At 72.6% G+C, this 26,792-nt stretch carries 26 protein-coding genes, 1 tRNA gene and 1 pseudogene; 16 read left to right on the top strand and 12 right to left on the bottom strand.

Annotated features, from left to right (window positions below; all coding sequences use genetic code 11):
- Positions 1 to 600 (bottom strand): annotated as a pseudogene (locus EDM22_RS11720) (hypothetical protein); the annotation flags it as partial.
- A gap of 101 nt (positions 601 to 701) precedes the next feature.
- On the opposite strand from EDM22_RS11720, the gene EDM22_RS11715 reads away from it, so the two are divergent.
- From EDM22_RS11715 to EDM22_RS11705, 3 genes are all read left to right on the top strand, one after another.
- The gene (locus EDM22_RS11715) at positions 702 to 1,217 is read left to right on the top strand and encodes a hypothetical protein (RefSeq protein ID WP_122937237.1); all 516 of its coding nucleotides are present in this window, start codon (positions 702 to 704) and stop codon (positions 1,215 to 1,217) included.
- A gap of 103 nt (positions 1,218 to 1,320) precedes the next feature.
- Positions 1,321 to 1,950 carry a DUF1684 domain-containing protein gene (locus EDM22_RS11710; protein WP_122937236.1) on the top strand — a complete coding sequence of 210 codons (630 nt, stop codon included), beginning with the start codon at positions 1,321 to 1,323 and terminating at the stop codon, positions 1,948 to 1,950.
- Positions 1,951 to 2,187: 237 nt separating this feature from the next.
- Positions 2,188 to 3,741 (top strand): DEAD/DEAH box helicase, encoded by a 1,554-nt coding sequence (locus tag EDM22_RS11705; protein WP_122937235.1) that lies wholly within the window; start codon positions 2,188 to 2,190, stop codon positions 3,739 to 3,741.
- Positions 3,742 to 3,860: 119 nt separating this feature from the next.
- Here EDM22_RS11705 and EDM22_RS11700 read toward each other — a convergent pair whose 3' ends face one another.
- Entirely contained in the window at positions 3,861 to 5,366 is a 1,506-nt protein-coding gene (locus tag EDM22_RS11700; RefSeq protein WP_170964107.1) for a S1C family serine protease, read from the bottom strand.
- Between the two features lie 147 nt (positions 5,367 to 5,513).
- On the opposite strand from EDM22_RS11700, the gene EDM22_RS11695 reads away from it, so the two are divergent.
- Together EDM22_RS11695 and EDM22_RS11690 are read left to right on the top strand one after the other, a co-directional pair.
- Positions 5,514 to 6,017, top strand: coding sequence for a GNAT family N-acetyltransferase (locus tag EDM22_RS11695; protein WP_122937240.1), 504 nt, complete (start codon positions 5,514 to 5,516; stop codon positions 6,015 to 6,017).
- 51 nt (positions 6,018 to 6,068) lie between these two features.
- The gene (locus tag EDM22_RS11690) at positions 6,069 to 7,031 is read left to right on the top strand and encodes a nucleoside hydrolase (protein ID WP_122937233.1); all 963 of its coding nucleotides are present in this window, start codon (positions 6,069 to 6,071) and stop codon (positions 7,029 to 7,031) included.
- A gap of 35 nt (positions 7,032 to 7,066) precedes the next feature.
- Here the strand turns inward: EDM22_RS11690 and EDM22_RS11685 are convergent, their stop codons facing one another.
- A complete protein-coding gene (locus EDM22_RS11685) occupies positions 7,067 to 7,648 on the bottom strand; it encodes an NUDIX hydrolase family protein (RefSeq protein ID WP_122937232.1) in 582 nt (193 codons plus the stop codon).
- A 51-nt stretch (positions 7,649 to 7,699) separates the two neighbouring features.
- Between EDM22_RS11685 and EDM22_RS11680 the strand changes: the two genes are divergently transcribed.
- A complete protein-coding gene (locus EDM22_RS11680; RefSeq protein ID WP_122937231.1) occupies positions 7,700 to 8,344 on the top strand; it encodes an alpha/beta hydrolase in 645 nt (214 codons plus the stop codon).
- A 47-nt stretch (positions 8,345 to 8,391) separates the two neighbouring features.
- Here the strand turns inward: EDM22_RS11680 and EDM22_RS11675 are convergent, their stop codons facing one another.
- Positions 8,392 to 8,787, bottom strand: a complete 396-nt coding sequence (locus tag EDM22_RS11675) for a DUF5997 family protein (RefSeq protein WP_122937230.1) — start codon at positions 8,785 to 8,787, stop codon at positions 8,392 to 8,394.
- A gap of 138 nt (positions 8,788 to 8,925) precedes the next feature.
- Between EDM22_RS11675 and EDM22_RS19335 the strand changes: the two genes are divergently transcribed.
- Both EDM22_RS19335 and EDM22_RS11660 read left to right on the top strand, forming a co-directional pair.
- A complete protein-coding gene (locus EDM22_RS19335) occupies positions 8,926 to 9,672 on the top strand; it encodes a LysR family substrate-binding domain-containing protein (RefSeq protein ID WP_170964106.1) in 747 nt (248 codons plus the stop codon).
- Positions 9,669 to 10,400: a glutamine amidotransferase gene (locus EDM22_RS11660; protein ID WP_122937229.1), complete on the top strand. Its 732-nt coding sequence runs from the start codon at positions 9,669 to 9,671 to the stop codon at positions 10,398 to 10,400. Before EDM22_RS19335 ends, EDM22_RS11660 begins: the two co-directional genes overlap by 4 nt.
- 62 nt (positions 10,401 to 10,462) lie before the next feature.
- Here EDM22_RS11660 and EDM22_RS11655 read toward each other — a convergent pair whose 3' ends face one another.
- Positions 10,463 to 10,729: a GlsB/YeaQ/YmgE family stress response membrane protein gene (locus EDM22_RS11655; RefSeq protein ID WP_122937228.1), complete on the bottom strand. Its 267-nt coding sequence runs from the start codon at positions 10,727 to 10,729 to the stop codon at positions 10,463 to 10,465.
- 223 nt (positions 10,730 to 10,952) lie between these two features.
- Between EDM22_RS11655 and EDM22_RS11650 the strand changes: the two genes are divergently transcribed.
- The 4 genes from EDM22_RS11650 to EDM22_RS11635 all read left to right on the top strand — a co-directional run bounded on the left by EDM22_RS11650 (position 10,953) and on the right by EDM22_RS11635 (position 15,957).
- Positions 10,953 to 12,590, top strand: coding sequence for a DHA2 family efflux MFS transporter permease subunit (locus EDM22_RS11650; RefSeq protein ID WP_122937227.1), 1,638 nt, complete (start codon positions 10,953 to 10,955; stop codon positions 12,588 to 12,590).
- 114 nt (positions 12,591 to 12,704) lie between these two features.
- On the top strand, positions 12,705 to 13,529 hold the full coding sequence (locus EDM22_RS11645) for a universal stress protein (RefSeq protein WP_122937226.1): 825 nt from the start codon (positions 12,705 to 12,707) through the stop codon (positions 13,527 to 13,529).
- A gap of 108 nt (positions 13,530 to 13,637) precedes the next feature.
- Positions 13,638 to 14,855, top strand: a complete 1,218-nt coding sequence (locus tag EDM22_RS11640) for a trans-sulfuration enzyme family protein (RefSeq protein ID WP_122937225.1) — start codon at positions 13,638 to 13,640, stop codon at positions 14,853 to 14,855.
- A 28-nt stretch (positions 14,856 to 14,883) separates the two neighbouring features.
- Complete coding sequence (locus EDM22_RS11635) at positions 14,884 to 15,957, top strand: DNA polymerase IV (RefSeq protein WP_465251355.1); 1,074 nt, start codon at positions 14,884 to 14,886, stop codon at positions 15,955 to 15,957.
- A gap of 79 nt (positions 15,958 to 16,036) precedes the next feature.
- Here the strand turns inward: EDM22_RS11635 and EDM22_RS11630 are convergent.
- Positions 16,037 to 16,126 (bottom strand) — tRNA-Ser (locus EDM22_RS11630).
- Positions 16,127 to 16,230: 104 nt separating this feature from the next.
- Between EDM22_RS11630 and EDM22_RS11625 the strand changes: the two genes are divergently transcribed.
- A complete protein-coding gene (locus EDM22_RS11625; protein ID WP_122937224.1) occupies positions 16,231 to 17,148 on the top strand; it encodes an SGNH/GDSL hydrolase family protein in 918 nt (305 codons plus the stop codon).
- Here the strand turns inward: EDM22_RS11625 and EDM22_RS11620 are convergent.
- Complete coding sequence (locus EDM22_RS11620) at positions 17,136 to 18,350, bottom strand: flavin-containing monooxygenase (protein ID WP_138708075.1); 1,215 nt, start codon at positions 18,348 to 18,350, stop codon at positions 17,136 to 17,138. The two genes, EDM22_RS11625 and EDM22_RS11620, sit on opposite strands and share 13 nt — an antisense overlap.
- A 75-nt stretch (positions 18,351 to 18,425) precedes the next feature.
- Here EDM22_RS11620 and radA point away from each other — a divergent pair, with 75 nt between their 5' ends.
- A complete protein-coding gene (gene radA, locus EDM22_RS11615) occupies positions 18,426 to 19,790 on the top strand; it encodes a DNA repair protein RadA (RefSeq protein ID WP_122937222.1) in 1,365 nt (454 codons plus the stop codon).
- Positions 19,791 to 19,847: 57 nt separating this feature from the next.
- On the opposite strand, the gene EDM22_RS11610 is transcribed toward radA, so the two are convergent.
- The 4 genes from EDM22_RS11610 to EDM22_RS11595 form a co-directional block, all read right to left on the bottom strand.
- Positions 19,848 to 20,255, bottom strand: a complete 408-nt coding sequence (locus EDM22_RS11610) for a dehydrogenase (RefSeq protein WP_122937221.1) — start codon at positions 20,253 to 20,255, stop codon at positions 19,848 to 19,850.
- A gap of 274 nt (positions 20,256 to 20,529) precedes the next feature.
- On the bottom strand, positions 20,530 to 21,168 hold the full coding sequence (locus EDM22_RS11605; RefSeq protein ID WP_122937238.1) for a hypothetical protein: 639 nt from the start codon (positions 21,166 to 21,168) through the stop codon (positions 20,530 to 20,532).
- A gap of 138 nt (positions 21,169 to 21,306) precedes the next feature.
- Positions 21,307 to 21,810, bottom strand: a complete 504-nt coding sequence (locus EDM22_RS11600; RefSeq protein WP_122937220.1) for an amino-acid N-acetyltransferase — start codon at positions 21,808 to 21,810, stop codon at positions 21,307 to 21,309.
- Positions 21,811 to 21,926: 116 nt separating this feature from the next.
- Positions 21,927 to 24,449: an ATP-dependent Clp protease ATP-binding subunit gene (locus EDM22_RS11595; protein WP_122937219.1), complete on the bottom strand. Its 2,523-nt coding sequence runs from the start codon at positions 24,447 to 24,449 to the stop codon at positions 21,927 to 21,929.
- Between the two features lie 190 nt (positions 24,450 to 24,639).
- Here EDM22_RS11595 and EDM22_RS11590 point away from each other — a divergent pair, with 190 nt between their 5' ends.
- Positions 24,640 to 25,161: a glycine cleavage system transcriptional repressor gene (locus EDM22_RS11590; RefSeq protein WP_122937218.1), complete on the top strand. Its 522-nt coding sequence runs from the start codon at positions 24,640 to 24,642 to the stop codon at positions 25,159 to 25,161.
- A gap of 12 nt (positions 25,162 to 25,173) precedes the next feature.
- On the opposite strand, the gene EDM22_RS11585 is transcribed toward EDM22_RS11590, so the two are convergent.
- On the bottom strand, positions 25,174 to 25,623 hold the full coding sequence (locus EDM22_RS11585; protein ID WP_122937217.1) for a hypothetical protein: 450 nt from the start codon (positions 25,621 to 25,623) through the stop codon (positions 25,174 to 25,176).
- Positions 25,624 to 25,763: 140 nt separating this feature from the next.
- Here EDM22_RS11585 and EDM22_RS11580 point away from each other — a divergent pair, with 140 nt between their 5' ends.
- A complete protein-coding gene (locus EDM22_RS11580) occupies positions 25,764 to 26,774 on the top strand; it encodes a pirin family protein (protein ID WP_122937216.1) in 1,011 nt (336 codons plus the stop codon).
- Positions 26,775 to 26,792 lie beyond the last annotated feature (18 nt).

Genomic DNA, 26,792 nt, shown 5'->3' with positions numbered 1-26,792 from the left:
CTCGCGTCCGGCGCGGTCGGCGCCCCGGTGGGCTTCGGCGAGCGCCGCGGGCGTGAACCGGTCGGCGAGGCGAGCGAGCGCGGCATCCGCCTCGGCGCGACGGCGCGCGAGCGCGGCCGCCCGATCGCGCAGGGCGGGTGCGTCATCGACGGCACCGCGCTCCGCGGCCCGGCGAGCGGAGAGGTCGGCGGCCGCGGCGCCGAGCACGCCCTCGATGGAGTCGCAGAGTCCCTCGATGCGCGCGCTCCACGTGCGTCGTTCGGCGGCGGTGTGCGCCTCGGCGTCGTCGAGCCGTTGCTGCAGCACGAACGCCTCGCGCAGCCATCCCGCTGCGCGTTCGACGGCGCCGCCGAGCTCGCGTGCCGCCTCGGCGCCGAACTGCGCCTCGACGAACCGCACCTCCCTCTGCGCGTCGCGAACGGCGTCGTCGGCGCGCACGAGCCGCACCTTCGCCCGGGTCTCGAGCTCGCGGGCCGCCGTCGCATCGAGCCGCTCGCGCCGCACGCCGAGCCGGCGGAACCCGACGACGCCGGCGGCGACGAGCACCGCGGCCGATCCGAAGACGACGAGCGACGGGAGGAGGTCGAGTCCGCCGGTCATGTGCGCGAGTCTAGGACGCCCGGCGGCGCGCCCGCCCGGCCCGGCCTGTGAATCCGTCGGGGCGCGTTGCAGCGGCATCCGGCGCAACCTAGCCTCGCTGCATGCGCGTGCTCCTCAAGCTCACCCTCGACTGCGACGTGGATGCCGCGTGGCGCGCCCTGCGCAGCCCCGCCGTGCTGCGCGAGGTGGTCGCGCCCTGGCTCGACTTCTCGTCGCTCGAACCCGGCGGCTTCCCCGCGACCTGGCCCGAGGGACCGCACCGCCTGCGCACGCTCGCCTTCGGCTCGGTGCCCGCGGGCGAGGAGATCATCGACGTCTCGTATCCGGGAGGCCTGCCGCCCGGGGTGCGGATGCTGCGCGACGGCGGCGGCGCGCTCACGGGTCCGTTCGCCGCCTTCGGCAACTGGGACCACCGCATGGCGGTCTCCCCGCTCCCCGACGGGCGCACGCTCTACCGCGACCGGCTGCGCGCGACCGCGGGCGCACTCGACGTGGCGCTGTGGTACCCGACGTGGGCGTTCTGGCAGTGGCGCGGCATCCGCCTGCGGCAGCTCGCCCCGGGGTGGGCGTTCGACCCGCCGGGCACTGCGGATGCCGCGGCGCGCGCCGCGAGCTGACGCCGCATCGATCCCGGGGCCGCCCCCGGGCCCGCTCCGGACACGCCGGGCACTGGTCCGTTGGTCCCGCGGATCGGCGGATGCCGACGGCTACGCTGACGGAATGAGCCTCTCGATCGGCGCCCTGCAGCTCGCGGACTGGCGGCGGCGCGTGTTCGGCCTCTACGCCGGGGTGCGCCAGCTGAGTGCCCACGATCCCGCCGCGGGCCACGAGCTCTGGAAGTCCGGACGCGACGAGCTCTTCGCGGGGCATCCGCAGTCGCCGCTGCTGCCCGACGACCGGTCGCGGTTCACGGGGCTCACGGTCTCGCGCTACGACCCCGACTGGCGGTTCGAGCTCGAGGTGCACCGCGCCGAGGAGCCCGTGCGCATCGTCGTCGACAGCGCGACCGACGGCCCGATCCCCTTCTCGCTCGTCGGGACCGTGCACCTGCCCTACCTCGGCGACCTCGACGTCTGGCGGCTCACGACCTACGGCGGCGGCCTGTTCCTGCCCGTCAAGGACAAGCTCGCCGGCGCTCCCGGCGGCACCTACGGCGGCGGGCGCTACCTGCTCGACACCGTAAAGGGCGCCGACCTCGGCCCGGGAGCCGACGACGACTCGCTCATCGTGGACTTCAACTTCGCCTACAACCCCTCGTGCGCCTACGACGAGTCGTGGTCGTGCCCGCTCGCCCAGCCCGGGAACACCCTCCGCGAGGAGATCCCCGTCGGCGAGCGGATGCCGCGCTGACGCAGTGGCAGCGCCCGCATTCAGGGTTCGCCCCGCAGCATCCGCTACACTCGACCATGGCGGCCGCGATGATCGCGCCGCCTGCGTCGTAGAAACGCTTCCGGGCCTCGAGCCCGTTGACTCTCATACGGCGAACGGATTCGCCGACCGGCGTCTTCGCCAATTCCCCATCGCCGGGCCTCCAGGGCAGCGCCACGCGCCTGCCTGCCGCCCGGATGGATCCCTGAACGGACATCTGTGACTGACATCACCTTCGGCGCGCTCGGCGTGCCCGCTCCCCTCGTCGCCGTGCTCGCGGCCGACGGCAAGACCACCGCGTTCCCGATCCAGGTCGACACGCTGCCCGACACGCTCGCCGGACGCGACGTGCTCGGCCGCGGCAAGACCGGCTCGGGCAAGACCATCGCGTTCGCGCTGCCCATGGTCGCCCGCCTCGGCGGCAAGCTCTCCGGCGGCAACCGCCGCCCGGGCCGCCCGCTCGGCCTCGTGCTCGCCCCCACCCGCGAGCTCGCCACCCAGATCATGCAGACCTTCGAGCCGTTCGCGAAGGCGTACGGCCTCACGGTCACCACGATCTTCGGCGGCATCAACCAGACCCGCCAGGTCGCCGCGCTCCGCGCCGGCGTCGACATCGTCGTGGCCACCCCCGGCCGCCTCGAGGACCTCATGAAGCAGGGCTACCTGCACCTCGACGCGATCGAGATCACCGTGCTCGACGAGGCCGACCACATGGCCGACCTCGGCTTCCTGCCCGTCGTCACGCGCATCATGGACAAGACCCCGCAGGGCGGCCAGCGCATGCTGTTCTCCGCGACGCTCGACAACGGCGTGGACAAGCTCGTGAAGCGCTACCTGCAGAACGAGGTGCGGCACTCGGTCGACGAGGCGAACTCGCCCGTCGCCGCGATGACCCACCACGTCTTCGAGACCGAGGACGTCGACACCAAGAACGAGCTCGTGCGCACCCTCGCGTCCGGCACCGGCCGCCGCATCCTCTTCATGCGCACCAAGCACCACGCGAAGAAGCTCGCGAAGAAGCTCACCGAGCAGGGCATCCCCTCGGTCGACCTGCACGGCAACCTGTCGCAGCCGCAGCGCGACCGCAACCTCGCCGCGTTCGGTGACGGCTCGGTCAGGGTGCTCGTGGCCACGGATGTCGCGGCGCGCGGCGTGCACGTCGACAACGTCGAGCTCGTCATCCACGTCGACCCGCCCATGGAGCACAAGGCGTACCTGCACCGCTCGGGCCGCACCGCCCGTGCCGGCAGCGAGGGCGACGTCGTCACGATCTGCCTGCCCGCGCAGAAGCAGGACCTGAAGACGCTCCTCCGCAAGGCCGACATCCGCGTCACGCCGCAGCAGGTGACCGCCGAGTCCCCCGCCGTCGCGAAGCTCGTCGGCGAGGTGGCACCTTACGTGAAGCCCGTGCCGCGCGAGCAGCAGGTGCAGGGCGGCGGCCGCTCGCAGGGCGCCAACGCCCAGCGCAAGCGTGCGGCCCGCGACGGACAGCAGGGCGGCACCGGCCGCTCGGGCGAGTCGCGCGGCCAGGGCCAGGGCCGTCGCGGCCAGTCGGATGTCGCCGCCGCTCCGCGTCGCGACCGTTCCGGTCGCCCCGCCGAGGCGAAGTCCAATGCCCCGAAGCAGGGCGGCGGACAGGGCCGCGGCGCGCAGACGACCGGCGCGCAGCGCGGGTCATCCGCTCGCTCGAGTGCCGCGAAGCAGCCCCTGCGGGTCGGCAGCCTCGTGTCGCCCTCGCGCAGCACCCGTGGGAACCGCCGCGCGCAGGGCTAGTCACTCGTCATCGCCCGTCGAGTAGCGCCGGCCGCGGGACGACGCGTATCGAGACGCCGTAGCGGGCGTCTCGACACGCGTGCCGCTGCGCGACGCGCTACTCGACGAACGGGAGCGGATCAGTAGGCGGCGTAGAAGCTGCCGAGCACGCGGTCGACGGCGTCGAAGTCCGCATCGCCGATGGCCTGGGCCCCCACGATCACCGTGTAGGTGCCCGCGTAGTCGGTGGCGCCGACGACCACGTAGGTGGCCTCGCCGCCGCATCCGGTGAAGATCTCCCACACGCCCGTGTGCATGCCGTCGTCGTACGGCTCGCGGCCGGTCGACACGCAGCCCTGCTCGGCGAGGCCCTCGGTGAGCAGGTTCGCCGCGTCGTCCGGGGACATGCCGGCCGCCGACTGCGACGCGTACACCGTCGCGCCCGGCGTCGACCACGATCCCTGGTAGCCCGCGAGGTCGGGCGAGGCCGAGACGGACTCCCACGTGGTGCCCGAGCCGTCGGTCACGGCCGCGCCGTCGACATCCGACCACTCGGCCGGCACCTCGAGGCTGATCGCGCCCGAGTCGTCGTTGATCGTCACGTAGTCGCCCGTCGTCGCCGTGCCGGTTCCGCCGCCGTCGACCACCGGAACGGCCGTGAGGGTGTCGCCGTTGAACTGGCCGCGGTAGTACGCGTCCTCCGACGGGCGGTAGAGCTCGACCGCGAGGGTCGCGTCCTGGCCGTGCGTGCGCAGCACGTCGCAGTACTCGGTCATGGTGCCGTTCGCGCCGAGGCTCACGCCCTCCATGCGGGTGAGCAGGTCGCCGGGCTCGACGCCCGCCTCGTCGGCCGTGGAACCCGACTTCACCGAGTTCACCCAGATGCCGAGCCCGGTGCCGTCCTCGCCCACGAGCGCCTCGCCGTTGATGCCGAGGCTCAGCACGTCCTTGCCATCGACGAGGTCGCTGATCACGTCGAGCACGGCGTCGCGGTGGATGGCGAAGTTGTAGTCGAGCTCGTCGTTGCCGGCGTAGTTCACGCCCACGAGCGCGCCCGTCGAGTCGACGAGCGGGCCGCCCGAGTTGCCGCCGCGGATGCGCGCGTCGTGCTCGATCACGCCGTCGATCGACGCCCACGGCGTCTCGCCGTTGGTGTTCGCCTTCGACACGATGCCCTTGGTCTCGGTGAACGTCGGGTCGCCGAGCGGGAAGCCCGCGGCGTAGACGTCGAGCGCGGTGTCGATGTCGCCCTTCCGCCAGTCCATGAAGGGGTAGCCGCCGCCCTCGAGCTGCACGACCGCGAGGTCGAGGCACTCCGACGACCCGAGCACCTTGGCGCTCAGCTCCGTCGAGGCGTCGCCGCCGCGCCACACCTTGAGCGTGCCGGCGCCGGTGACCACGTGGTTGTTCGTGACGGCGAGGCCGTCGGGCGTGATGATGAAGCCGGAGCCGCGCCCGGCGGCCTCGTAGCCGCCCTCCTCGGGCGAGACGAAGGTGCCGACGGCCTCGAGCTGGATGGTGGCCGACTGCACGCCGTCGAAGCCGACGGGGGTCGCGCCGGAGGCGGTGGGAACGCAGCCGGCGAGGCCGAGTGCGAGTGCCGTCGCGCCGACGGCAGCGGTGATCGTGATGGTGTTCGAAGACATGCCTCCGAACGTATGGGGGCACGATGCGACGCGGCACCGGGTTCTCCCTGCTCTGCGCCGGGCTGCACCCTGAGCCTCGCCTGAGTGCTGGCACTGAGCCGTGCCCTCGATTTCGCGACACGCTGGGGCCGGGGTTAGTCTTCCGGCATGAGCACCGAGGTCGTTGCCGAAGTCGTCATCCGTCCCGTCCGCGACTCCGATGCCGAGGCATTGGGGCGCGTGCACGCGAAGTGCTGGCATGAGGACTACGACACCATCGTGAGCGCTGCGACGCTCGAGAACCTCTCCCCGCGGCGCATCGCCGAGCTGTGGACGCACTGGCTCGGCCAGGGCGACGACTACACGCACGTCGCCGCGCTGGTCGACGGCGAGATCGTCGGGTTCGCCGGCGCCGGTCCTGCGCGCGACGACGACGCCCCGCGTGAGCGCGAGCTGTACTTCATCCACCTGCTCGACTCGCACCACGGCCACGGCATCGGGCAGAAGCTCTTCGACGCGGCCGTCGGCGAGGCCTCCGTCTACCTCTGGGTGCCCCCGGCCAACCAGCGCGCCGTGCACTTCTACGAGCGCAACGGGTTCACCGCCGACGGCGCCGCCCACGACGAGCCGTTCCTCGGCGAGACGATCCACGAGATCCGGATGGTGCGCTGAGCCCGGTGGCCCGCGCCCACGGGCGGGCGGATCGCACGCTACCGTGATCCGATGACCGTTCCCGTGATCCTCGACGTCGACACCGGGGTGGACGACGCCCTCGCGATCCTCTTCGCGGTGCGGCATCCGGGGATCGACGTGCTCGCCATCTCCTGCGTCGCGGGCAACGCGCCGCTCGAGCGGGTCGTCGACAACACGCTGCGCGTGCTGGATGCGGCCGATGCCCCCGAGATCCCGGTCGCGGCGGGAGCGGCGCGCCCGCTGCTCGCGCCCGCACGGTCGGCGTCGCACGTGCACGGCGCGAGCGGCCTCGGCGGCGTGGCGCTGCCCCCCACTCGGCGGCGGCCCGAGCCGGTGAGCGCCGTCGAGCTCATGCGGCAGCGCATCCTCGCGCACGACGGGCCGGTCACCCTCGTCGCACTCGCGCCGCAGACGAACCTCGCGCTGCTGCTGCGCACCCACCCCGAGGTCGCCGAGCGCATCGAGCGCATCGTCTTCATGGGCGGATCGGCGAGCGTCGGCAATGCCACCGCGGTCGCCGAGTTCAACGTGTGGCACGACCCGGAGGCCGCGGCGATCGTGCTCGACTCCGGCGTGCCGGCCTACATGTACGGCCTCGACGTGTTCAACCGCGTGGCGATCGACCACGACACCGCCCGTGCGCTCGAGCACGGCGCCGACCCGCTCGGCCGCGTCGTCGGCGCGCTCCTCGGCCACCGCGTCGCGCTCTCGGAGGACCGCACGGCCGAGTACACCGGCCTCATCGGCGACGCGGGCGCGGTGTGCTCGATCGTCGACCCGCTCGCGCTGCGCACCGAAGTGCGGCCGGTGCACGTCGAGCTCACTGGCCACGGGCGCGGCCAGACGCTCGTCGACCGGCGGCGCACGTCGGGCGAGGACACGATGCACGGACTGACGGGCGACTGGGCGCGGGTCGAGGTCGCGCTCGACGTCGATGCCGAACGCGTCGCGCGCCTGTTCCTCACGACGCTCGGGCTCGGCGCGGCGGGATAGCGCAGCGGGTCACCGCGGCGGTTCAGGACGGCGGTTCAGCGCAGCGCGCCGACCGAGGCGAGCGCCTGCCGCATGAGCGCGCCGCGGCCGCCCTCCATCTCGGCTCCGACGGCCTCGCTCGCCGCCTCGGCGGGCGTCATCCAGGTGACCTCGAGGGCGTCCTGTCGCGGCTCGCACGTGCCCGTCACGGGCACCACGTACACGAGCGACACGGCGTGCTGGCGCTCGTCGTGGAACGGCGAGATGCCGGGCATCGGGAAGTACTCGGCGACCGCAGCCGGCACGGGGCTCGCGGGCAGCAGCGGGAACGCCATCGGCCCGAGGTCCTTCTCGAGGTGGCGGAAGAGCGCGTCGCGCAGCGTCTCGCCGTACATGACGCGCCCCGACACGAGGGTGCGGGTCATCTCGCCGACCGCGTTGGCGCGCAGCAGCACGCCGACCTCGGTGACCTGCCCGAGCCCGTCGACACGCACCGGGATCGCCTCCACGTAGAGCAGCGGCAGCCGGCCGCGGATCTGGGCGAGTTCGAGGTCGCTCAGCCAGCCCGGGTTGGCCGGCGGGGTGGCGCCGGGCTCGTCGCCGGGAGTCCAGTCCGGGTCGGGGGTGCGTACGCTCATGCCTCGATTCTGCCCCACGGACGCCCCCGCGCGGCGGGGTACGATTCCGGGATGCGTATCGACGACGAGGCGGTGCTCTGGTCGGCCTCGCCGTCCGACCGGGCCGGGCGCCCGCTCCTGGTGCTCCTGCACGGCTACAACTCGCACGAGGGCGACCTCTTCGGACTCGCGCCCTACCTGCCGCTCGAGCCCGCGATCGCGTCGTTGCGCGCACCGGTCGACACCGGCTACGGGCACGCGTGGTTCCCGCTCGTCGTGCAGGGCGAGGAGCCCGCGATGGAGGGCGCCGACGCGGCCGTCACCGCGATCCTCGAGTGGCTCGACCGGGTCGCGCCCGACGCGGCATCCGTGGGCCTGCTGGGGTTCTCGCAGGGTGCCGCCATGGCGATCGAGCTCCTTCGGCGCTCGCCGGGCCGGTTCGCGTTCGCGGTGAGCCTCGCCGGCTTCGTGCTCCCCGGCGAGCGCGAGGGCGACGAGCGGATGTCGCAGCTCGCGCCGCCCGTGTTCTGGGGTCGCGGCACCGACGACGAGGTCGTGCCCGCGGCATCCGTCGCCCGCACGCAGGCGTGGCTGCCGACGCACGCGGACCTCGACGCGCGCATCTACGAGGGCCTCGGCCACTCGGTCTCCGAGCGCGAGCTCGCCGACGTCACGGCGTTCCTGCGCGCCCGCTACCCGGCACCGCCGCTCGAGTAGCGACGCGCGAAGCCGTCGCGTATCGAGACCTCGTCGCGCCAGCCGGATCAGACCCCGGCGCCGCCGCCCCCGCCGCCCGCTCCCCGCTTCGCGGCACGCTCCCGGTCGCGCTCGGCGACCCGGATCTTCTCGGCACGCACGGCGGCCTGCGTCGCCCGCTCCTCGACGAGCCACGCCGGCGGCGCCTCGAGCAGCGCCTTGATCTCGGCGGTCGTCATGGGGTCGACGATGCCCGATCGGGTGAGGCCGGAGTTCGAGACGCCGAGCTTCGCGGCCACCACGGGCTTGGGGTGCGGACCCTCGCGGCGCAGCGTCTGCAGCCACTCGGGCGGATCGGCCTGCAGCGCGGCGAGCTCGTCGCGCGTGACGACGCCCTCCTGGAACTCCGCGGGGGCTGCGCTGAGCAGGATGCCGAGCTTCTTCGCCGCCGTCTCGGGCTTCATCGACTGGGACGCGCGGGGCTTGGACTCGTTCACCCTCCCACGGTAGTGCGTCGCGCGTCATCCGCCCACCGATCGGCTGCGCCGACGCTAGCCTGTAGGGTGCCGCAGACGCGGCGACGGCGACGGACGGGGGCATCGGTGGCGCTGCGGCTCGACTACGTCGCCGGGGTGAGCCCGGCGAAGTGGCTGCGCGCGTGGGCCGGCCGGCGCCCCGACCTGCCGCTCGAGGCCACCCGGGTCGAGCAGGCCGAGCAGCTGACGTCGCTGCGCGCGGGCGAGGCGGATGTCGCGTTCGTGCGCCTGCCGATCGACGCCGAGGGCCTGCACGCCATCCCCCTGTGGGAGGAGGTCGCGGTCGCCGTGCTCCCCAAGGAGCATCCGCTCGCCGAGGCCGACTCGCTCGAGCTCGCCGACCTCGAGGGCGAGCCGCGTGCGCCCGAGCAGCCCGACGCCGCGATGACCGTCGAACTCGTCGCCGCGGGCACGGGCCTGGCGCTCCTGCCGCACGGCGTCGCGCGGCTGCACCACCGCCGCGACGTCGTGGCGATCCCGGTGACGGATGCGGCGCACACGCGCATCGCGCTCGTGTGGCGCGTCGAGCGCGACGACGCCGACATCCAGGAGTTCGTGGGCGTCGTGCGCGGACGCACGGCCCGCAGCTCGCGCGGCGACGCCGCGGACGACGCGGAGGCCGCGAAATCCGCGCCTTCCAGGCGCCCGGCGCAGGCGAAGGGCACCGCGCCCACGGGCGGCGGCAAGCGAGCCGGCACCGAGAAGAGCGGCGGCACCAGGAAGAGCGGCGGCGGCAAGGGCGGCGGCCGCGGCGCGAAGCAGGCACCGCGCGGAGGGCGGAAGTCGCACGGGCGGGGCGGGCGGGGCCGATGAAGCCGTTCCTCTTCCTCTCCGTGCGGCCCGAGGTCGAGGCGGTGGGCCCCGAGTACGAGTCGGTGCGCCGCGCCATGGGCCTCGACGCCCACCGGCTGGAGCACCAGCGCCTCGACGTCGATCCGCTCGGCGACCTCGCGCCGGAGCGGTTCGCGGGCATCGTCGTGGGCGGGAGCCCCTTCAACGTGACCACCCCCGACGTCGGCAAGCACCCGGTGCAGCGGCGCGTCGAAGCCGACCTGGCGCGGCTCGCCGAGCGCGCGCTCGAGGCCGACCACCGGCTGCTGTTCACCTGCTATGGCATCGGCGTGCTCACCCGGGTGCTCGGCGGCGATGTGGGCCCCGAGTTCGGGGAGGACGCGTCGGCGGTCGAGATCTCGCTCACCGCGGAGGGCGTCGACGACCCGCTCGTCGGGGTGCTTCCCGAGCGATTCGCGGCACTGGTCGGCCACAAGGAGGCCACGACGCGACTGCCCGGCGACGCGGTGCTGCTCGCGTCCTCGCCCGCGTGCCCCGTGCAGGTCTACCGGGTCGGACGCAACGTGTACGCGACGCAGTTCCACCCCGAGGTCACCACCGCGGACTTCGTCGCCCGCGCGCAGGTGTACCGCAACCACGGCTACTTCCCCGCGCGCGAGCTGCGCCAGGTCAGCGAGCGGCTCGCTGCGGCATCCGTGACCGAACCGCGGCGGATGCTGCGCCGCTTCGTGGAGCTCGCCGACGGCTGACGCGCCGGAGGGCCCGCCGACGCGATGTCGGCGGGCCCTCCGGGTCGTGATCGACCGATGGGTCAGGCGGTCTTCCTGCGGTTCACGATGAGCCCGTAGATCAGCAGCACGATGATGGAGCCGCCGATGGCGAGCAGCCACGTGCTGAGCGACCAGAACTCCGTGAGCGGTACTCCGAAGAGCACGCTGCCGAGCCACCCGCCGAGCAGGGCGCCGACGACGCCGAGCAGGAGGGTGATGAGCCATCCGCCACCCTGCTTGCCGGGGAGGATGAGCTTGGCGATCGCCCCGGCGATGAGGCCGAGAATGAGGAATGCGAGGAAACTCATGCGGGTACTCCTTCAGTTGTTAACGTGAGTGTGCTCCTGTGAGCCACCTGAGTGCAAGAGGTTGCGCGCGAGCCGCCGAACGCGCTAATGACGGACGGATCCCGGGCACGGCACCGCGCGATGGCGCGGGGCACCGGATGCGTCCCACCGACCCCGACCGGCGCAGGCTTTTGCATCGAATGGTTGACGCCGGGCAACCGCCTCGGGTGTTAGCGTCCCGTCCATGACCTCTCCGCGCACCCGATGGGTCGGGCTCGTCGTCATCAGCGTCGCCGTGGCCCTCATCATCGTCGACTCGACCATCGTGAACGTCGCGGTGCCCTCGATCGTCGACGACCTCGGCCTCACCTCGACCCAGGTGCAGTGGGTGCAGGAGAGCTACACGCTCGTCTTCGCCGCCCTGCTGCTCGTGTTCGGCACCCTCGCCGACCGCTTCGGGCGGCGACGCATGCTCATCATCGGCACGGTCATCTTCGGCCTCGCGAGCGTGTTCGCCGCCCTCGCCCCGAGCGGGGAGGCGCTCATCGCCGCCCGCGTCGTGCAGGGCGTCGGCGGCGCCATGATCCTGCCCTCGACGCTCTCGCTCGTGAACGCCAACTTCCACGGCCGCGAGCGCGGCATCGCCTTCGCGGTGTGGGGGTCCACGATCGGCGGCATGGCGGCCGTCGGCCCGCTCCTCGGCGGTTGGCTCACGACCGCGTACTCGTGGCGGTGGGCGTTCGGCATCAACGTGCCCCTCGGCATCCTCGTCATCATCGGCGCGCTCCTCTACGTGGCCGAATCGCGGTCGGAGCACCCGTCGCGGGTCGACCTCGTCGGGGCCGTCCTCTCCGTCGTCACGAGCGCCTCGCTCGTCTACGGCCTCATCGAGGGGCGCACGCTCGGCTGGTGGGAGGTGGCGAACCCGCCGCTCATGATCGGCGACTGGGAGTGGCCGCTCGACGTGTCGCCGATCCCGTTCGCGTTCCTCACCGCGATCGTCGGCGGCATCCTGTTCGTCGCGTGGGGGCTGCACCGGCAGAAGCAGGGGCGCAGCACCATGATCGCGTTCTCGCTGTTCCGCATCCCGTCGTTCCGCAACGGCAACATCGCGGCGCTGGTCGTATCGCTCGGCGAGTTCGGCCTCATCCTCTCGCTGCCCCTGTGGCTGCAGAACGTGCTCGGCTACGACGCCCTGCAGACCGGCTTCGTGCTGCTCGCGCTCGCGATCGGGTCGTTCGCCGCGAGCGGCCTCGCCGGGTCGCTGTCGGGGCGCGTCGCGGCCGTGTGGGTCGTGCGGGGCGGCATCCTGGCCGAGATCGTGGGCATCGTCATCGTGGCGCTCGTGATCGCGGTCGACACCCCCTGGTGGCAGATCGTCATCGGCCTGTTCGTGTACGGCTTCGGGGTGGGCCTCGCGACCGCGCAGCTCACGGGCGTCGTGCTCGCCGACGTGCCCATCACGGCGAGCGGCCAGGCCTCGGGCACGCAGTCGACGGCCCGTCAGGTGGGCTCGGCGCTCGGCATCGCGATCCTCGGCACGATCCTCTTCACGTCCCTCGCCGCCGACCTCGACGCGAGCCTCGAGTCGACCATCCCCGACGCCGCGGCGCGCGAGCAGGTCGTCGACACGGTCGTCGACAGCGCGGGCACCGCGATCCCCGCGATCGAGGCGCAGTCGCCCGAGGTGGCGGATGCCGCGAAGCAGTCGTTCAGCGACGCGACCCGGTGGGCGGCGCTGGCCGCAGCGGGCTTCCTCGGGGTCGGCCTGCTCGCGACGATCTCGCTCGGCAGCGGACGCGCCCGCGAGGGCGCCGACGAGGCCGCCGACGCGGGTGCCGGTGCCGCGGGGTCCGGCGCAGCGGCATCCGCCCCCAACTGAACAGCGGCCGAGCGGCCTCGGCCGCGGCCCCTCGCGTACCCGCCCGCGGAGGACCTTCGACCCCGTGCGCCACCGCCGGGCCGGAGGAGCCTCGAACCAGACGGAGGAGGAGCCATGTACGGGACGACCGTGGTGGGATGGGACGCCAGCTTCACTGCTGAGAACGCGATCGCGTGGGCGGTCGATCGGGCACTGAGGCAGCCGGCTGGCCCGCGCGTGCTGCGCGTCGTGCGGATCGTCGACGACGCCCTGGCGGTCGACGCCGACGAGCGGGCCGACTGGACCGACACGGCCACATCGGAGCTCGCCGACCTCGCAGGGAGCCTGCGCGACGAGCACCCCGACCTGCAGGTCGAGTCCGAGGTGCTCCACGGCGAACCGGGCGAGGTGCTCGCCGCGCAGGCGGGCGAGGACACGCTCGTCGTCGTGGGCGGCGAGAACGGCCGCACCGACGAGTACTGGTACAGCGCACGCATGGGGGCGCGCGTCTCGGGCATGGCCGACGGTCCCGTGGCCGTCATCCCGGTGGGCGACGACCGATCCCGCTCGGGCGTCATGGTCGCCGTCGACGAGAGCGCCGGGGCCGCGGCGGTGTGCCGCTTCGCCGCCCAGCTCGCCACGGAGCGGGGCGAGGCGCTGCACGCCGTGCACGTGGGGGTGCGCACGCACGACGTGGCGACCGACCAGGAGATCCTCGACCGCATCATCGCCCCGGTGATCGAGGAGTTCCCGGATCTCGACGTGGAGAGCCACCTCGAGTCGGGCGGAACGGTCGGCGCGCTGCTGCGGCGAGCCAAGGAGCGCAGCGTGGTCGTCGTCGGGTCCCGCCGCGTCAGCGCGGTGCGGCGCCTGTTCCTCGGCTCCGTGAGCCACGCGCTCGTGACGAACGCGTGGTGCCCCACGATCGTGGTGCCGCCGCAGGCGCAGGAACCGCGCTGACCCCGCGGGGGCCGCGCCCCCAGGCACGGTTCGGCCGCGGGCCCGCGCGCCGCGGCATCCGGCGTCACAGAGCGGCCGCAGTCCGGCCCGGGCTCCTAGGCTGGATCGATGGCCCGACCCGACAAGCACGACCCGGCATCGCTCAAGTTCCACACCCAGGCGGTGCACGCCGGCAACCGGATCGATACGGGGTCCGGCGCGATCCGCACGCCGATCGTGATGGCCAACTCGTACGCCCTCCCGGAGGATCCGTCGGGGGTGAGTTGGTCGGGCACGGACGTGCCGCTCTACACGCGCAACTCGGGCGTCAACCAGCTGGCGCTGCAGGAGCGGCTCGCCGCGCTCGACGGCGGCGAGGACGCGGTCGTGCTCGCCTCGGGCGTCGCGGCGCTGCACGCCGTGTTCTTCACGCACCTGCGAACGGGCGATCACGTGGTGGTCGGCGACGTCACCTACGAGGCGACGTGGCGGCTCTTCGCCGAGCTCCTCCCGCAGAAGTACGGGATCGAGGCGACGTTCGTGGACACGAGCGACGTGGCCGCGGTCGCGGAGGCGATCCGCGGGAACACGAAGCTCGTCCACGTCGAGGCGATCGCGAACCCCACGACGAAGGTGACCGACATCGCCGCCGTCGCCGGGGTGGCCCACGCCGCGGGCGCCCTGCTCTCGGTCGACTCGACGTTCACCCCGCCGCCGCTGTACCGCCCGCTCGCCGACGGCGCCGATCTCGTCGTGCACTCGCTCACCAAGTACATCAACGGCCACGGGGACGCGATGGGCGGCGCGGTCATCGGCTCGCGCGAGCTCATCCAGCCGATCAAGTCCGACGCGATGGTCGACGTGGGCGGCGTCATCGCGCCCTTCAACGCGTGGCTCATCACGCGGGGCTCCGTGACGCTCCCCCTCCGGCTCCCCCGTCACCTCGAGTCGGCGTCGCGCGTCGCCGAGTTCCTCGCCGCGGATCCGCGCATCGCCTACGTCGCCTACCCGGGACTGGCCGCCCACCCGCAGCACGAACTCGCCGCGCGCCAGTTCGGCGGCCGCGGGTTCGGCGCGATGCTCGCCTTCGCCGTCGACGGCGGGCCCGAGGTGCAGAACCGCTTCGTCGCGAACCTCCGCGTCGTCACGTCGGCCGTCTCGCTCGGGCACGACGAGTCGCTCATCGTGCACGTCGGCACCGAGGGGCCGCGCGTCGCCCGCTACCCCGACGAGTTCCGGCGATGGGGGCACCTGCGCTTCTCCGTCGGGCTCGAGGATCCCGACGACCTCATCGCCGACCTCGACGGGGCGCTCACGGCGACCTTCGACGGGTCGGCATCCAGCTGACGTCGCCCGTGGGGGGCAGACTGGTCGCGTGAGCCTGCACGCCTGGGTGCTGCACGTCGACCTCGACCAGTTCGTCGCGGCCGTCGAGGTGCTGCGGCATCCGGAGCTCGCGGGCAGGCCCGTGATCGTGGGCGGACGGGGCGACCCGACCGAGCGGGCGGTGGTCTCGACCGCGTCGTACGAGGCGCGGGAGTTCGGCGTCGGCTCGGGCATGCCGCTGCGCATCGCCGCGCGCAAGGCGCCCGATGCGGTGTTCCTGCCGGTGGATGCCGCGGCCTACACGGCCGCCTCCGAGGAGGTCATGGCCACCCTGCGGGCGCAGCCCGGTGCGACCGTGCAGGTGCTCGGCTGGGACGAGGCGTTCGTCGGCGTGCAGACCGACGACACCGAGGCCTCTGCCCGCGACATCCAGCAGGCCGTGCTCGACCGAACCCGGCTGCACTGCAGCGTCGGCATCGGCGACACGCTCGTGCGCGCCAAGGTGGCGACGGGGTTCGGCAAGCCGCGCGGCGTGTTCCGGCTGACGGCCGACAACTGGCTCGACGTCATGGGCGACCGGCCGACCATCGAGCTGTGGGGCGTCGGCACGAAGATCTCGCGCCGCCTGGCCGCGCTCGGCATCAGCACGGTCGCCGAACTGGCCGCGGCCGACCTCGACGTGCTGGCAGCCGAGTTCGGCCCGCGGATGGGCCCGTGGTACCTCCTGCTCGGCCGCGGCGAGGGCTCGCGCGTCGTCGATGACACGCCCTGGGTGGCTCGCGGCCACAGTCGCGAGACGACCTACCAGCAGGACCTCACGGAACCCGCGCAGGTCGAGGCGGCGGCGCGCGAGCTCGCCGGCCACGTGCTCGACGACGTCGAGGCCGAGGGCCGCCCGGTCATCGGGCTGACGCTGAAGGTGCGCTACGCGCCGTTCACCACCAAGGTCTTCACGAAGAAGATCCCCGAGACCGCCGATCGCGAGGTCGTGGTGGCCCGCGTGCTCGACCTCGTCGGCCGGATCGAGCCCGATCGGCCCATCCGGTTACTGGGCCTGCGGGCCGAGATGACGATGCCCGACGACGCCCGGGAGGGCCACACGCCGACGCGCGGGGGCTGGTGACGCGGCCGCGCCCACGCCGTCGGCGGCGAACGACGAACGCCCCGGATCCCTGCAATTGCTGGGATCCGGGGCGTTCACGTGGCGGTACCGGTGGGATTTGAACCCACGGTGGGCTTTCACCCACACAACTTTTCGAGAGTTGCACCTTCGGCCGCTCGGACACGGTACCGGGATCGATCTTAGACGACGGCCCGGAATCATCCAAAACGAGCCGATGCCGCCGGCCGGGTCAAGCCCGAGACAGTTCCCAGCACCCTGCCATAGCGTCGGACGATGGCTGAAGAACGTCCGGGCGCCGCATCCGCCCTCATCTCGCTCGCCGTCGTGGGCGGCGTCATCGGCGGCATCGTGCTCGCCGCCAGAGCCGGGTATCGACGGCTGCGCGCGCGGCTCGCCACGAACGCCGCGATCGTCAACGAGACGCTCCCCGTGCACTCGAAGTGGTGGCGCGATCACGCCCGGCAGCCGGGCGAGGTGCTCTACGTGGCGATGGGCGACAGCGCCGCGCAGGGCATCGGCGCGAGCCGCCCCGACCACAGCTACGTGGGCGTGCTCGCCCGCGACATCCGCGACGTCACGGGTCGCAGCGTGCGCGTCGTCAACCTGAGCGTGTCCGGCGCGACGGTCGAGCTCGCAGTGCGCGACCAGCTGCCGAAGTTCGTGAAGTACCGGCCCGACGTGGTGACGGTGGCGATCGGCGCGAACAACATCCGCCACTGGGACCCCGAGGCGTTCGAGCGCGGCATCCGGGAGCTGTTCGCGGCCCTCCCCTCGCACGCGCTCGTGGCCAACCTGCCGTACTTCCACTTCCCGCACAACGAACGCAAGGTGCTGCACGCGAACCGCATCGTGCGCGCCGTCGCCGACGAGCACGGCCTCGCGGTGGTGCCCCTGCACACCGTGACCCGCGTGCAGGGGGTGCGGGCGATCGTCTCGCAGTTCGCGATCGACTTCTTCCACCCCAACGACCACGGCTACCGGGTCTGGGCGCAGGCCTTCCGGCCGTCGCTCGTCGCCGATCTCGTGGCGCGATTCCCGGCGGATGCCACGGCGCCGGCGCCCGTCGATGAGACACCGGATGCCTCGGCGACGCCGCCCACCGGCGCGACGCCGCACACCGCGGTCGAGTCCTCGGCGCAGGCCGACGCGCGTGCCGAGGTCCCCGCTGCCGGTGGCGGTCAGCCGGCCTGACCGGCGAGCTGCCGCACGACCACGTCCGCATCCTCGCCGACGCCCATCAGCAGGGGCGACTTGCGCGTGCGCATCCACGGCACGCCCACGAAGAAGAGGCCCGCGGCGCGCGTGCTCGCGCCATCGTGCTGCACGGGGAAGCCCATGTCGTCGAGCACATCGGGAATGCGGATCCAGCCGTAGGCGGGGCGGAAGCCGCACGCGACGACGATGACGCCGAGGTCGTCCAGCCGCGGTGCCGCCGCCGCCGTGAGCCCCGCCGTCGGCGGCTCGGGGAGGTCGGGTTCGGGCAGCCCCTGCTCGGCCGAGAGGCGGCGGATCATGCCGCAGATGTCGGCGAAGGCCTGGTCGCCGACCGCCACGGACTCGGCGAGGTCGTCGGCGGCCACGATGCGCACCCCGTCGCTGCCGAGCACGTGCCCGATGAGCTGCACGCCCTGCGCCGCGAGCGTGCGGAGGTTGAGGTCGTGGCCGCCGCCGGCGCCCGTCGCGAGCGCGTTCGAGACGAGCCGCACTGCGGGCGACGGCATGTCGGCGAGCGTCTGCTCGAAGAAGCCCGAGTCGAGGAGCCAGTCGACGCCGTCGCGCCCGCCGGCGCGGCGTGGCATGGCGGGCGCCCTGCTCGCGGCGAGCACGACCTCGCGCCCGGCGCGCACGAGCTCCTCGGCGATCTGGCACCCCGACTGGCCGCTGCCGATCACGAGCACCCGGCCCTCGGGAAGCCCGTCGGGCGACCGGTACCGCGTCATGCCCACGACGGGCAGCACGATCTCGAGGTCGGCGACGGATGCCGGGCGGTGCTCGCGCTGGTACGCCCCCGTGCACACGACCACGCGGCGGGCGCGCACGTGGCCGCCGGACGTCTGCATCACGAAGCCACCGTCGTCGGTGCGGAGCGACTCCACCTGGACCCCCTCGACGACGGGTGCGCCGAAGGATGCAGAGTAGCCGCGGAGGTGCGCGACGATCTCGTCGCGCGGCAGGAAGCCGTCGGGGTCCGCGCCGCGATACTCACCGCCCGGGAGGCGGATCGTGTGGTTCGGCGTCACCAGCCGGAAGCTGTCCCACCGCGATCCCCACGCGGAGCCCGCGCGATGCTGCTCGAGGACCACGTGATCGACACCGCGATCGGTGAGCCCGTGGCTGACGGAGAGGCCGGCTTGGCCGGCCCCGATGACGAGGACGTCGACGTCCGTGCGCATGCGCACAGCGTACGCCCGAGGGCCACGCCGCAGTGGGACGATCGGATGTCCGAGGCCACGGCTAGTGTCGGTGACATGGCCCGCCCCACCTCCACCTTCCGATGCACGGAATGCGGCTGGAGCACCGCGAAGTGGGCCGGCCGCTGCGCCGAGTGCCAGCAGTGGGGCACCGTCGTCGACGTCGCCGAGCAGACCGGCATCGTGCGCACCCTGCAGGCGGTCGCCCCGAGCGCCACGCGCGCCGCCCGGCCCATCGGCGAGGTCGAGACCGAGGATGCCGCGCACCGCCCCACCGGCATCGGCGAGTTCGATCGCGTGCTCGGCGGGGGCATCGTCGCGGGCGCCGCGATCCTGCTCTCGGGCGAACCCGGCGTCGGCAAGTCCACGCTGCTCCTCGAGGTCGCGGCACGCGTGGCGGCCACGGGCCGGCGGGTGCTCTACGTGAGCGCCGAGGAGTCCACCGCCCAGGTGCGCCTCCGTGCCGGGCGCACCGACGCGCTGCACGACGAGCTCTACCTCGCCGCCGAGACCGACCTCGCCACGATCCTCGGGCAGGTCGACCAGGTGCGTCCCGAACTGCTCATCGTCGACTCGGTGCAGACGGTGTCGAGTTCGCTCTCCGACGGCCTGCCGGGCCAGCCGAGCCAGGTGCGCGAGGTCGCCTCCACCCTCATCCGCGTCGCGAAAGACCGGCAGCTGCCCGTGCTGCTCGTCGGGCACGTCACGAAAGACGGCTCGATCGCGGGGCCGCGCCTGCTCGAGCACCTCGTCGACGTCGTGTGCCAGTTCGAGGGCGACCGCCAGACCGCGCTCCGCTTCGTGCGCGCGCTCAAGAACCGGTTCGGGCCCACCGACGAGGTGGGCTGCTTCGAGATGACGGGCGAGGGCATCGCCGAGGTGCCCGACCCCTCGGGCCTCTTCCTCAGCCGCTCGCGCACCGCCGTGAGCGGCACGTGCGTCACCGTCGCACTCGAGGGGCGACGTGCCCTGCCCGTCGAGGTGCAGGCGCTCGTCGTCGCCACGAAGGCGCCGCAACCGCGCCGCGTCGTCAATGGCGTCGACACGTCGCGCGTGGCCATGATCATCGCGGTGCTCGAGCGCCGCGCCGGCCTGCGGCAACTCGGCGAGCACGACGTCTACGTCTCCACGGTGGGCGGGGTGCGGCTCATCGAGCCGGGAGCCGACCTCGCGATCGCCGTGGCGATCGCCTCCGCCATGCGCGACCGGGCGGTGCCGCACGACCTCGCCGCGTTCGGCGAGATCAGCCTCGCCGGCGAGGTGCGTCCCGTCGCGGCGGCGAAGCAGCGCGGCGCCGAGGCCCGGCGACTGGGCTACACCACGATCCTCGACGTCGAGGCGGGCAGCGTACGTGCCGCCGTCGACCGCGCCATGCTCGAGTCCGCCGGCGCGCGCGAGCGCGAACTCGACGCCGCGTTCTAGTCCCTCGTGCGGCTCGAGGAGCGCCCTCCGGGCGGGTCTCGAAACCCGTGCCCCGCCCTACGCCTCCAGCACCCGCAGCAGCTCGCCGGGCGGCGCCTGCATCGGGTGCGGCCCCGCGATGTCGAGGAACACCGTCGTGATCGTGGACTCGTAGCGCTTGAGGAACGTGCGCAGCCACGCGGGGCTCTGCAGGCCGACGGCGGGCGGCAGGTTCGCCGGCTTGTTCGCGGCGTCGCTGAACAGGAGCAGCGCGACTTCGCCGGTCTGGGGATCCCGGTAGGTCCACACCTCGCCACCGTCGAGCGGCTTGTCACGCGGCCCCGGCTTGATGAGCGGCACGACCGTGTTGCCGTTGCGGAGCGCGAGCGCCACCGCCGCCATGTCCTGTCGTTCGAGCGCCTCCGCGAGCGCCTGCGACCGGAACTCGACGGGCTCGCCGCCCTTCTTGCGCGCCTTGCCAGCCATCCCACCAGCCTACCCAGCGGATGCCGCGGGCCGCCCACGCCCGCCGGCGATGCCGCGGCCACCTCGCCGCCGCGTGGCGACCGACACGACACGACCTGTGTCCCCCCTTTTCAGGGGCGAACTCACAGCCTCCGTGACCTGTTCGTGACCTACGCTGATCACGCAGCCGGATCGTGAGGGTCCGGGGAGTCGACGAAGACGCCGGCGTTCTCGTAGACCCCACGGTGCCGGCGCAAATCCTCGACGTCGCCCGGTCGGCAGCGCCCCCGATGCGTCAGTACAGCAGGAACTGCTTCGTCGTGGCCGATTCGAACCCGTCGACCGAGACCGCGAGATGGTACGACGCACCGCCCGCCGGCGCAGCCTCACGACCGCCCTGGCACGTGTCGGGGCTCGAGCGGGTGCGGTCCCAGATGATCGGCACGGTCGAACTGATCGGGGTGCCCGGCGTGAGGGACACCTCCGCGTCGATGGGGTCGACCTGGCAGTCCGTCGACCTCCAGTAGACGTCGTCGCCGCTCGTGATCGTGAACACCTGCGCCTTCGTGCCCGCGTTGAGCACGCACACGTTCTTGCCCGTGTTCATGATGGTGACCGAGAGCTGCGGCTGCTCGCCCACTGCGTACTCGGTCTTGTCGGTGATCGCCTCGACCGAGACCTGCTTGTCGGTGCAGGCGTCGCCGTCGGCCGCGGTGGGCTCCGTCGGGATCGCCGTTGGCGGCGCCGTCTCGGGCGTCGCGGTCGTCGTCGCGGGCGCCGACGGCTCGGGCTCGTCGCCCTGACTGGAGCCCGGGCGCACGATGATGAGCACGATCGCCACGATGACGGCGATGAGTCCGAGCAGCACGACGAGCCGCCGACGGCGGTACACCTGCGGCGACAGACGGCCTGTCGGGGTGGGGTTCGTCGACATGCTCACAGGGTACGGCCGCGCCCGCCCGGCGGGCGGCATCCGCTCGGCGCGCCCCACGCCCCGCAGGCAGCGCTCAGGAACGGAGCGGAGGCCGAGACCGCGGGGACCGGAACGGCGGCGAGGCGGCCCCTGGAGCGTTCAGAGCCGCTTGAGCATGCGCGTGTTGCCGAGGGTGTTCTGCTTGACGCGAGCGAGGTCGAGGAACTCCGCGACGCCCTCGTCGTGCGAGCGCACGAGCTCGGCGTAGAGCGACGGGTCGACCGTCTCGGACCCCATGTCCTCGAAGCCGTGCCGGCCGAAGAAGTCGACCTCGAAGGTGAGGCAGAACAGACGCGACAGCCCGAGCTCGCGTGCATCGTGCTCGAGGGCGTCGAGCAGCGCGTGTCCGACCCCGTGTCCGAGCCATGCGTCGTCGACCGCGAGCGTGCGCACCTCGCCGAGGTCCTCCCACATCACGTGCAGCGCGCCGCATCCGATGACCTCGCCGTCGGCCGACTCGGCGATGCGGAACTCCTGCACCGACCCGTAGAGGTCGACCCGCTCCTTGCCGAGCAGGATGCGTCGGGCGACGAGCGGCTCCACGAGCGCGACGATCTTCGGCACATCGCTCGTGCGCGCGCGGCGCACCGTGTAGTCGGTCACCCGCCAATGCTATTGCCGACGGATGCCGCCGACCGACGCTCGCACCGACGACGGCACGCACGACGACGGGGCGGATGCCGCAGCATCCGCCCCGCCGGTTCGATCGTGTCGAGCGACTACCCGGCCGCGAGGTCGGGCGTAGCCGGACCGGTGCCGATCGCCGCACCCGTGTTGACGCCGACGCCCACGGGCAGGGCCCGCTGGGTCGTGGTGAACACGAACTCGCCGTCCTTGAAGTCGACGTGCACGTGGTCGCCCGAGTTGAGCTCGCCGTGCAGGATCTTCTCCGACAGGCGGTCCTCCACCTCGTGCTGCACCGCGCGGCGCAGCGGGCGGGCGCCGAGCGCCGGGTCGAACCCGACCTCGATGAGCCGCTCCTTGGCCGGGACCGTCAGCTCGACCGTCATGTCGCGGTCGAGCATGCGGTCGCTCAGGCGCTTGATGAAGAGGTCGACGATCTGCAGCAGCTCCTCCTTGCTGAGCTGCGGGAACACGATGATCTCATCGACGCGGTTCAGGAACTCGGGCTTGAAGTGCTTCTTCAGCTCCTCGTTCACCTTCGCGCGCATGAGGTCGTAACCCGTGCGCGGGTCGCCCTCGAGCTGGAAGCCCACGGGCCCGCCCGAGATGTCCTTCGTGCCGAGGTTGGTGGTCATGATGATCACGGTGTTCTTGAAGTCCACGACGCGACCCTGGCCGTCGGTGAGGCGGCCCTCCTCCAGGATCTGGAGGAGCGAGTTGAAGATGTCGGGGTGGGCCTTCTCGATCTCGTCGAAGAGCACGACGCTGAACGGCTTGCGGCGCACCTTCTCGGTGAGCTGGCCGCCCTCCTCGAAGCCGACGAAGCCGGGAGGGGCGCCGAACAGGCGCGACACCGTGTGCTTCTCGCCGTACTCCGACATGTCGAGCGAGATCATCGCCGCCTCGTCGTCGAAGAGGAACTCCGCGAGCGCCTTGGCGAGCTCGGTCTTTCCGACGCCCGTGGGGCCGGCGAAGATGAACGAGCCCGAGGGGCGCTTCGGGTCCTTGAGTCCGGCGCGGGTGCGGCGGATCGTCTTCGACAGGGCGGAGATCGCCTCCTCCTGGCCGATGACGCGCTCGTGCAGCGCCTTCTCCATGAAGACGAGCCGGCTCGACTCCTCTTCCGTGAGCTTGAAGACGGGGATGCCGGTGGCCTGCGCGAGCACCTCGGCGATCAGGCCCTCGTCGACGACCGCGGTGGTCTTGACGTCGCCCGACTTCCACTGCTTCTCGAGGCGGAGGCGCTCGCCGAGCAGGTTCTTCTCCTCGTCGCGCAGCGACGCGGCCTTCTCGAAGTCCTGCTCCTCGATCGCGGTCTCCTTCGCAGCACGCACGACGGCGATCTTCTCGTCGAACTCGCGCAGCTCGGGCGGCGACGAGAGGATCGAGAGACGCAGGCGGGCGCCGGCCTCGTCGATCAGGTCGATCGCCTTGTCGGGCAGGAACCGGTCGCTGATGTAGCGGTCGGCGAGGTTGGCGGCAGCGACGATCGCGCCGTCGGTGATCGAGACCTTGTGGTGCGCCTCGTAGCGGTCGCGCAGCCCCTTGAGGATGTTGATCGTGTGGGGCAGGCTCGGCTCGGCGACCTGGATCGGCTGGAAGCGACGCTCGAGCGCGGCATCCTTCTCGAAGTGCTTGCGGTACTCGTCGAGCGTGGTCGCGCCGATGGTCTGCAGCTCACCGCGGGCGAGCAACGGCTTGAGGATCGACGCCGCGTCGATCGCGCCCTCTGCGGCGCCCGCACCCACGAGGGTGTGGATCTCGTCGATGAAGACGATGATGTCGCCGCGGGTGCGGATCTCCTTCGTGACCTTCTTCAGGCGCTCCTCGAAGTCGCCGCGGTAGCGGGAACCCGCGATGAGCGAGCCGAGGTCGAGCGAGTACAGCTGCTTGTCCTTCAGCGTCTCGGGCACCTCGCCCTTGACGATCGCCTGTGCGAGGCCCTCGACGACGGCGGTCTTGCCGACGCCGGGCTCGCCGATCAGCACGGGGTTGTTCTTGGAGCGACGCGAGAGGATCTGCATGACCCGCTCGATCTCCTTCTCACGGCCGATCACGGGGTCGAGCTTCGACTCGCGCGCGGCCTGCGTGAGGTTGCGGCCGAACTGGTCGAGGATCTGCGAGCCGCCCTGCGGCGCCTGCTGCTCGTTCGCGCCGCCGACCTGCACCTGCTCCTTGCCCTGGTAGCCCGAGAGCAGCTGGATGACCTGCTGGCGCACGCGGTTGAGGTCGGCGCCCAGCTTCACGAGCACCTGGGCGGCGACGCCCTCGCCCTCGCGGATGAGGCCGAGCAGGATGTGCTCGGTGCCGATGTAGTTGTGGCCGAGCTGCAGCGCCTCGCGCAGGCTCAGCTCGAGCACCTTCTTGGCGCGCGGCGTGAACGGGATGTGCCCGGTCGGCTGCTGCTGGCCCTGCCCGATGATGTCCTGCACCTGCTCGCGCACCGCGTCGAGCGAGATGCCGAGCGACTCGAGCGCCTTGGCGGCGACGCCCTCACCTTCGTGGATGAGACCGAGCAGGATGTGCTCGGTGCCGATGTAGTTGTGGTTCAGCATCTTGGCCTCTTCTTGGGCCAGGACGACGACACGACGGGCTCGGTCGGTGAATCTCTCGAACATCCTCAACTCCTCACGACCCCTTGGGCAGGGGCGTCGATACATCAACGGTAACGACCGCACCCGGGCGGTGGGCGCGTGTTCGCCGTGGGCGCATCGGTTGTGCGCCGACCGTCGCGGTCATGCGTCGCGGCGGTCCGAGCGGATGCCGCGGCACTCGACCGCGGCCGAGGGTCCGTGGTTGGATGCACGCATGCCCAGACTCGTGCTCACCGTCATCGGCGACGACCGCGCCGGACTCGTCGAGGCGCTCGCCGACGTCGTCGCCGCACACGGCGGCAACTGGGAGCAGAGCCAGATGGCCGAGCTCGCCGGCCAGTTCGCGGGGATCGTCGTCGTGACCGTTCCCGCGGAGCACGCCGCGTCGCTTCGCGAGGCGCTCGACGGGCTCGAGGGACTCATGGAGGTGAGCGCCCACCCCGGCAGTGACGAGACCTCCGCGTCGGCGGCGTGGCCGCACCTGCGGCTCGACCTCATCGGCAGCGATCATCCCGGGATCGTGCGCGACGTCTCGTCGGCGCTCGCACGGCACGGCCTCAGCATCGAGTCGATCACCACCGAGCGGCGCGACGCGCCGATGGCGGGCGGGCAGCTGTTCGAGGCGCACATCCTCGTGCGGGTCCCGCCCGGGGTGGACCCCGCCGACGTGCGCGCCGACCTCGAGCTGGTCGCGAGCGAGCTCTTCGTCGACCTCTCGGTCGGCGAGGCGCCCTGACGCGCGGCGAGGCTACTTGATGGGCACCGTGACCACCGCGTCGCCGATCGTGACCTCGAGCGGCTTCGTGGTCGTGACGTCGTAGGGCGTCGAGAACTCGGTGGTGTGGGGAACGAAGTCCATGGTGCAGGGGCCGTTGTCGGGTTCGGGCAGCACGACCTCCACGGCGTTGCCCTCGTGGGCCTTCGCGGTGACGACGAGGTCCTTGCCCACGACCGGGCACGTCGACGAGCCCCAGATGGTCACGGCCAGGCGGCCTCCGTCGCCGAGGTACTGCACGAACGGCTCGTCGCCCGTGGGCTCCTCGATGGGCACGCCGGGGTCGAGCTCCTCGTTGACGACCGGCAGTCCGGGGTAGTCCGTGACGGGACCGGACCCCGGCGCGCACCCCGTGAGCACGAGCGCGGAGGCGAACACGGTGCCGATGAGCAGGAGGCGGCTGACGCCGGTGTGCTGAGCCATGGTCACATGCTAGTGCGCGCGGCATCCGCTGCCGAGGGAGGACCCGCCGAGGCGCTGTCGCCTGTCGCGGGCCCAGCGCACGGGCCGGAGCGGCCCCGTCGACCCGTCGCCGGGTCGGCCGCCCCGCGTAGGATTCCGGCATGAGCAACCTGGAACGCGACCCCGTCGAACTGCTGTGCGCGGCCGACGTGCCGACCGGCCCGGTGGTGCAGGTGCTCGAGTACCGCGAGGTGCCGCTGGGCGGTCCTCGCGCGATGCCCGTGCGCCGCACGCTCCCCCAGCGCGGTCGCACCACGATCGGCGCGTGGTGCTTCGCCGACCACTACGGGCCCGACGACGTCGCCCTCACCGGCGGCATGGTCGTGCCGCCGCACCCGCACACCGGACTGCAGACCGTGAGCTGGCTCTTCGAGGGCGAGATCGAGCACCGCGATTCCGCCGGCAGCCACGAACTCGTGCGCCCCGGTTCCGTGAACCTGATGACCGCGGGGCGGGGCATCTCCCACTCCGAGGTCTCCACTCCCGGCACCACGCGCCTGCACGGCGTGCAGCTGTGGGTTGCGCTCCCCGACGCATCCCGCCACGTCGCGCCGTTCTTCGAGCACGCCGACACCACGCCGTTCGCGGTCGGCGATGCCACCGTGCGGGTGTTCGTCGGCGAGCTCGCGGGCAGCGCGACGGATGCGGCATCCTCGGCCGTCACCGTCTTCTCACCGCTGCTCGGGGCGCAGGTCGACCTTCCCGCGGGCGGCGTCGTCGAGCTCGCGCTCGACCCCGCGTTCGAGCACGGCGTGCTCGTCGACCTGGGGCCGGTGCGCCTCGAGGCGGCCGGCGCCGACGAGGCCACCGAGGTGGCCTGGAGCGAGCTCGCCTACCTGGAGCCGGGCCGCGACCGGGTGCGGCTCACCGCAGTCGACGGGCCCGCACGGGTCGTGCTGCTCGGCGGCGTGCCCTTCGGCGAGGAGCTCGTGATGTGGTGGAACTTCATCGGGCGGTCGCACGACGAGGTCGTCGAGTTCCGCCGCCGGTGGCAGTCCGACGTGATCGACCGCAACGACCCCGACGGCCCGTTCGGCACCGTCTCCGGGTACGAGGGCAGGCCCCTCCCCGCGCCCGAACTCCCCACGGTGCGGCTGAAGCCGCGACGCTGAACGCCGACGGCCGGCCCC

The sequence above is a fragment of the Agromyces tardus genome (genome assembly GCF_003710805.1).
Classification (GTDB): Bacteria; Actinomycetota; Actinomycetes; order Actinomycetales; family Microbacteriaceae; genus Agromyces; species Agromyces tardus.
Note: the sequence above shows the minus strand (reverse complement) of the source record. Positions and strands in the feature narration are given on the sequence as shown.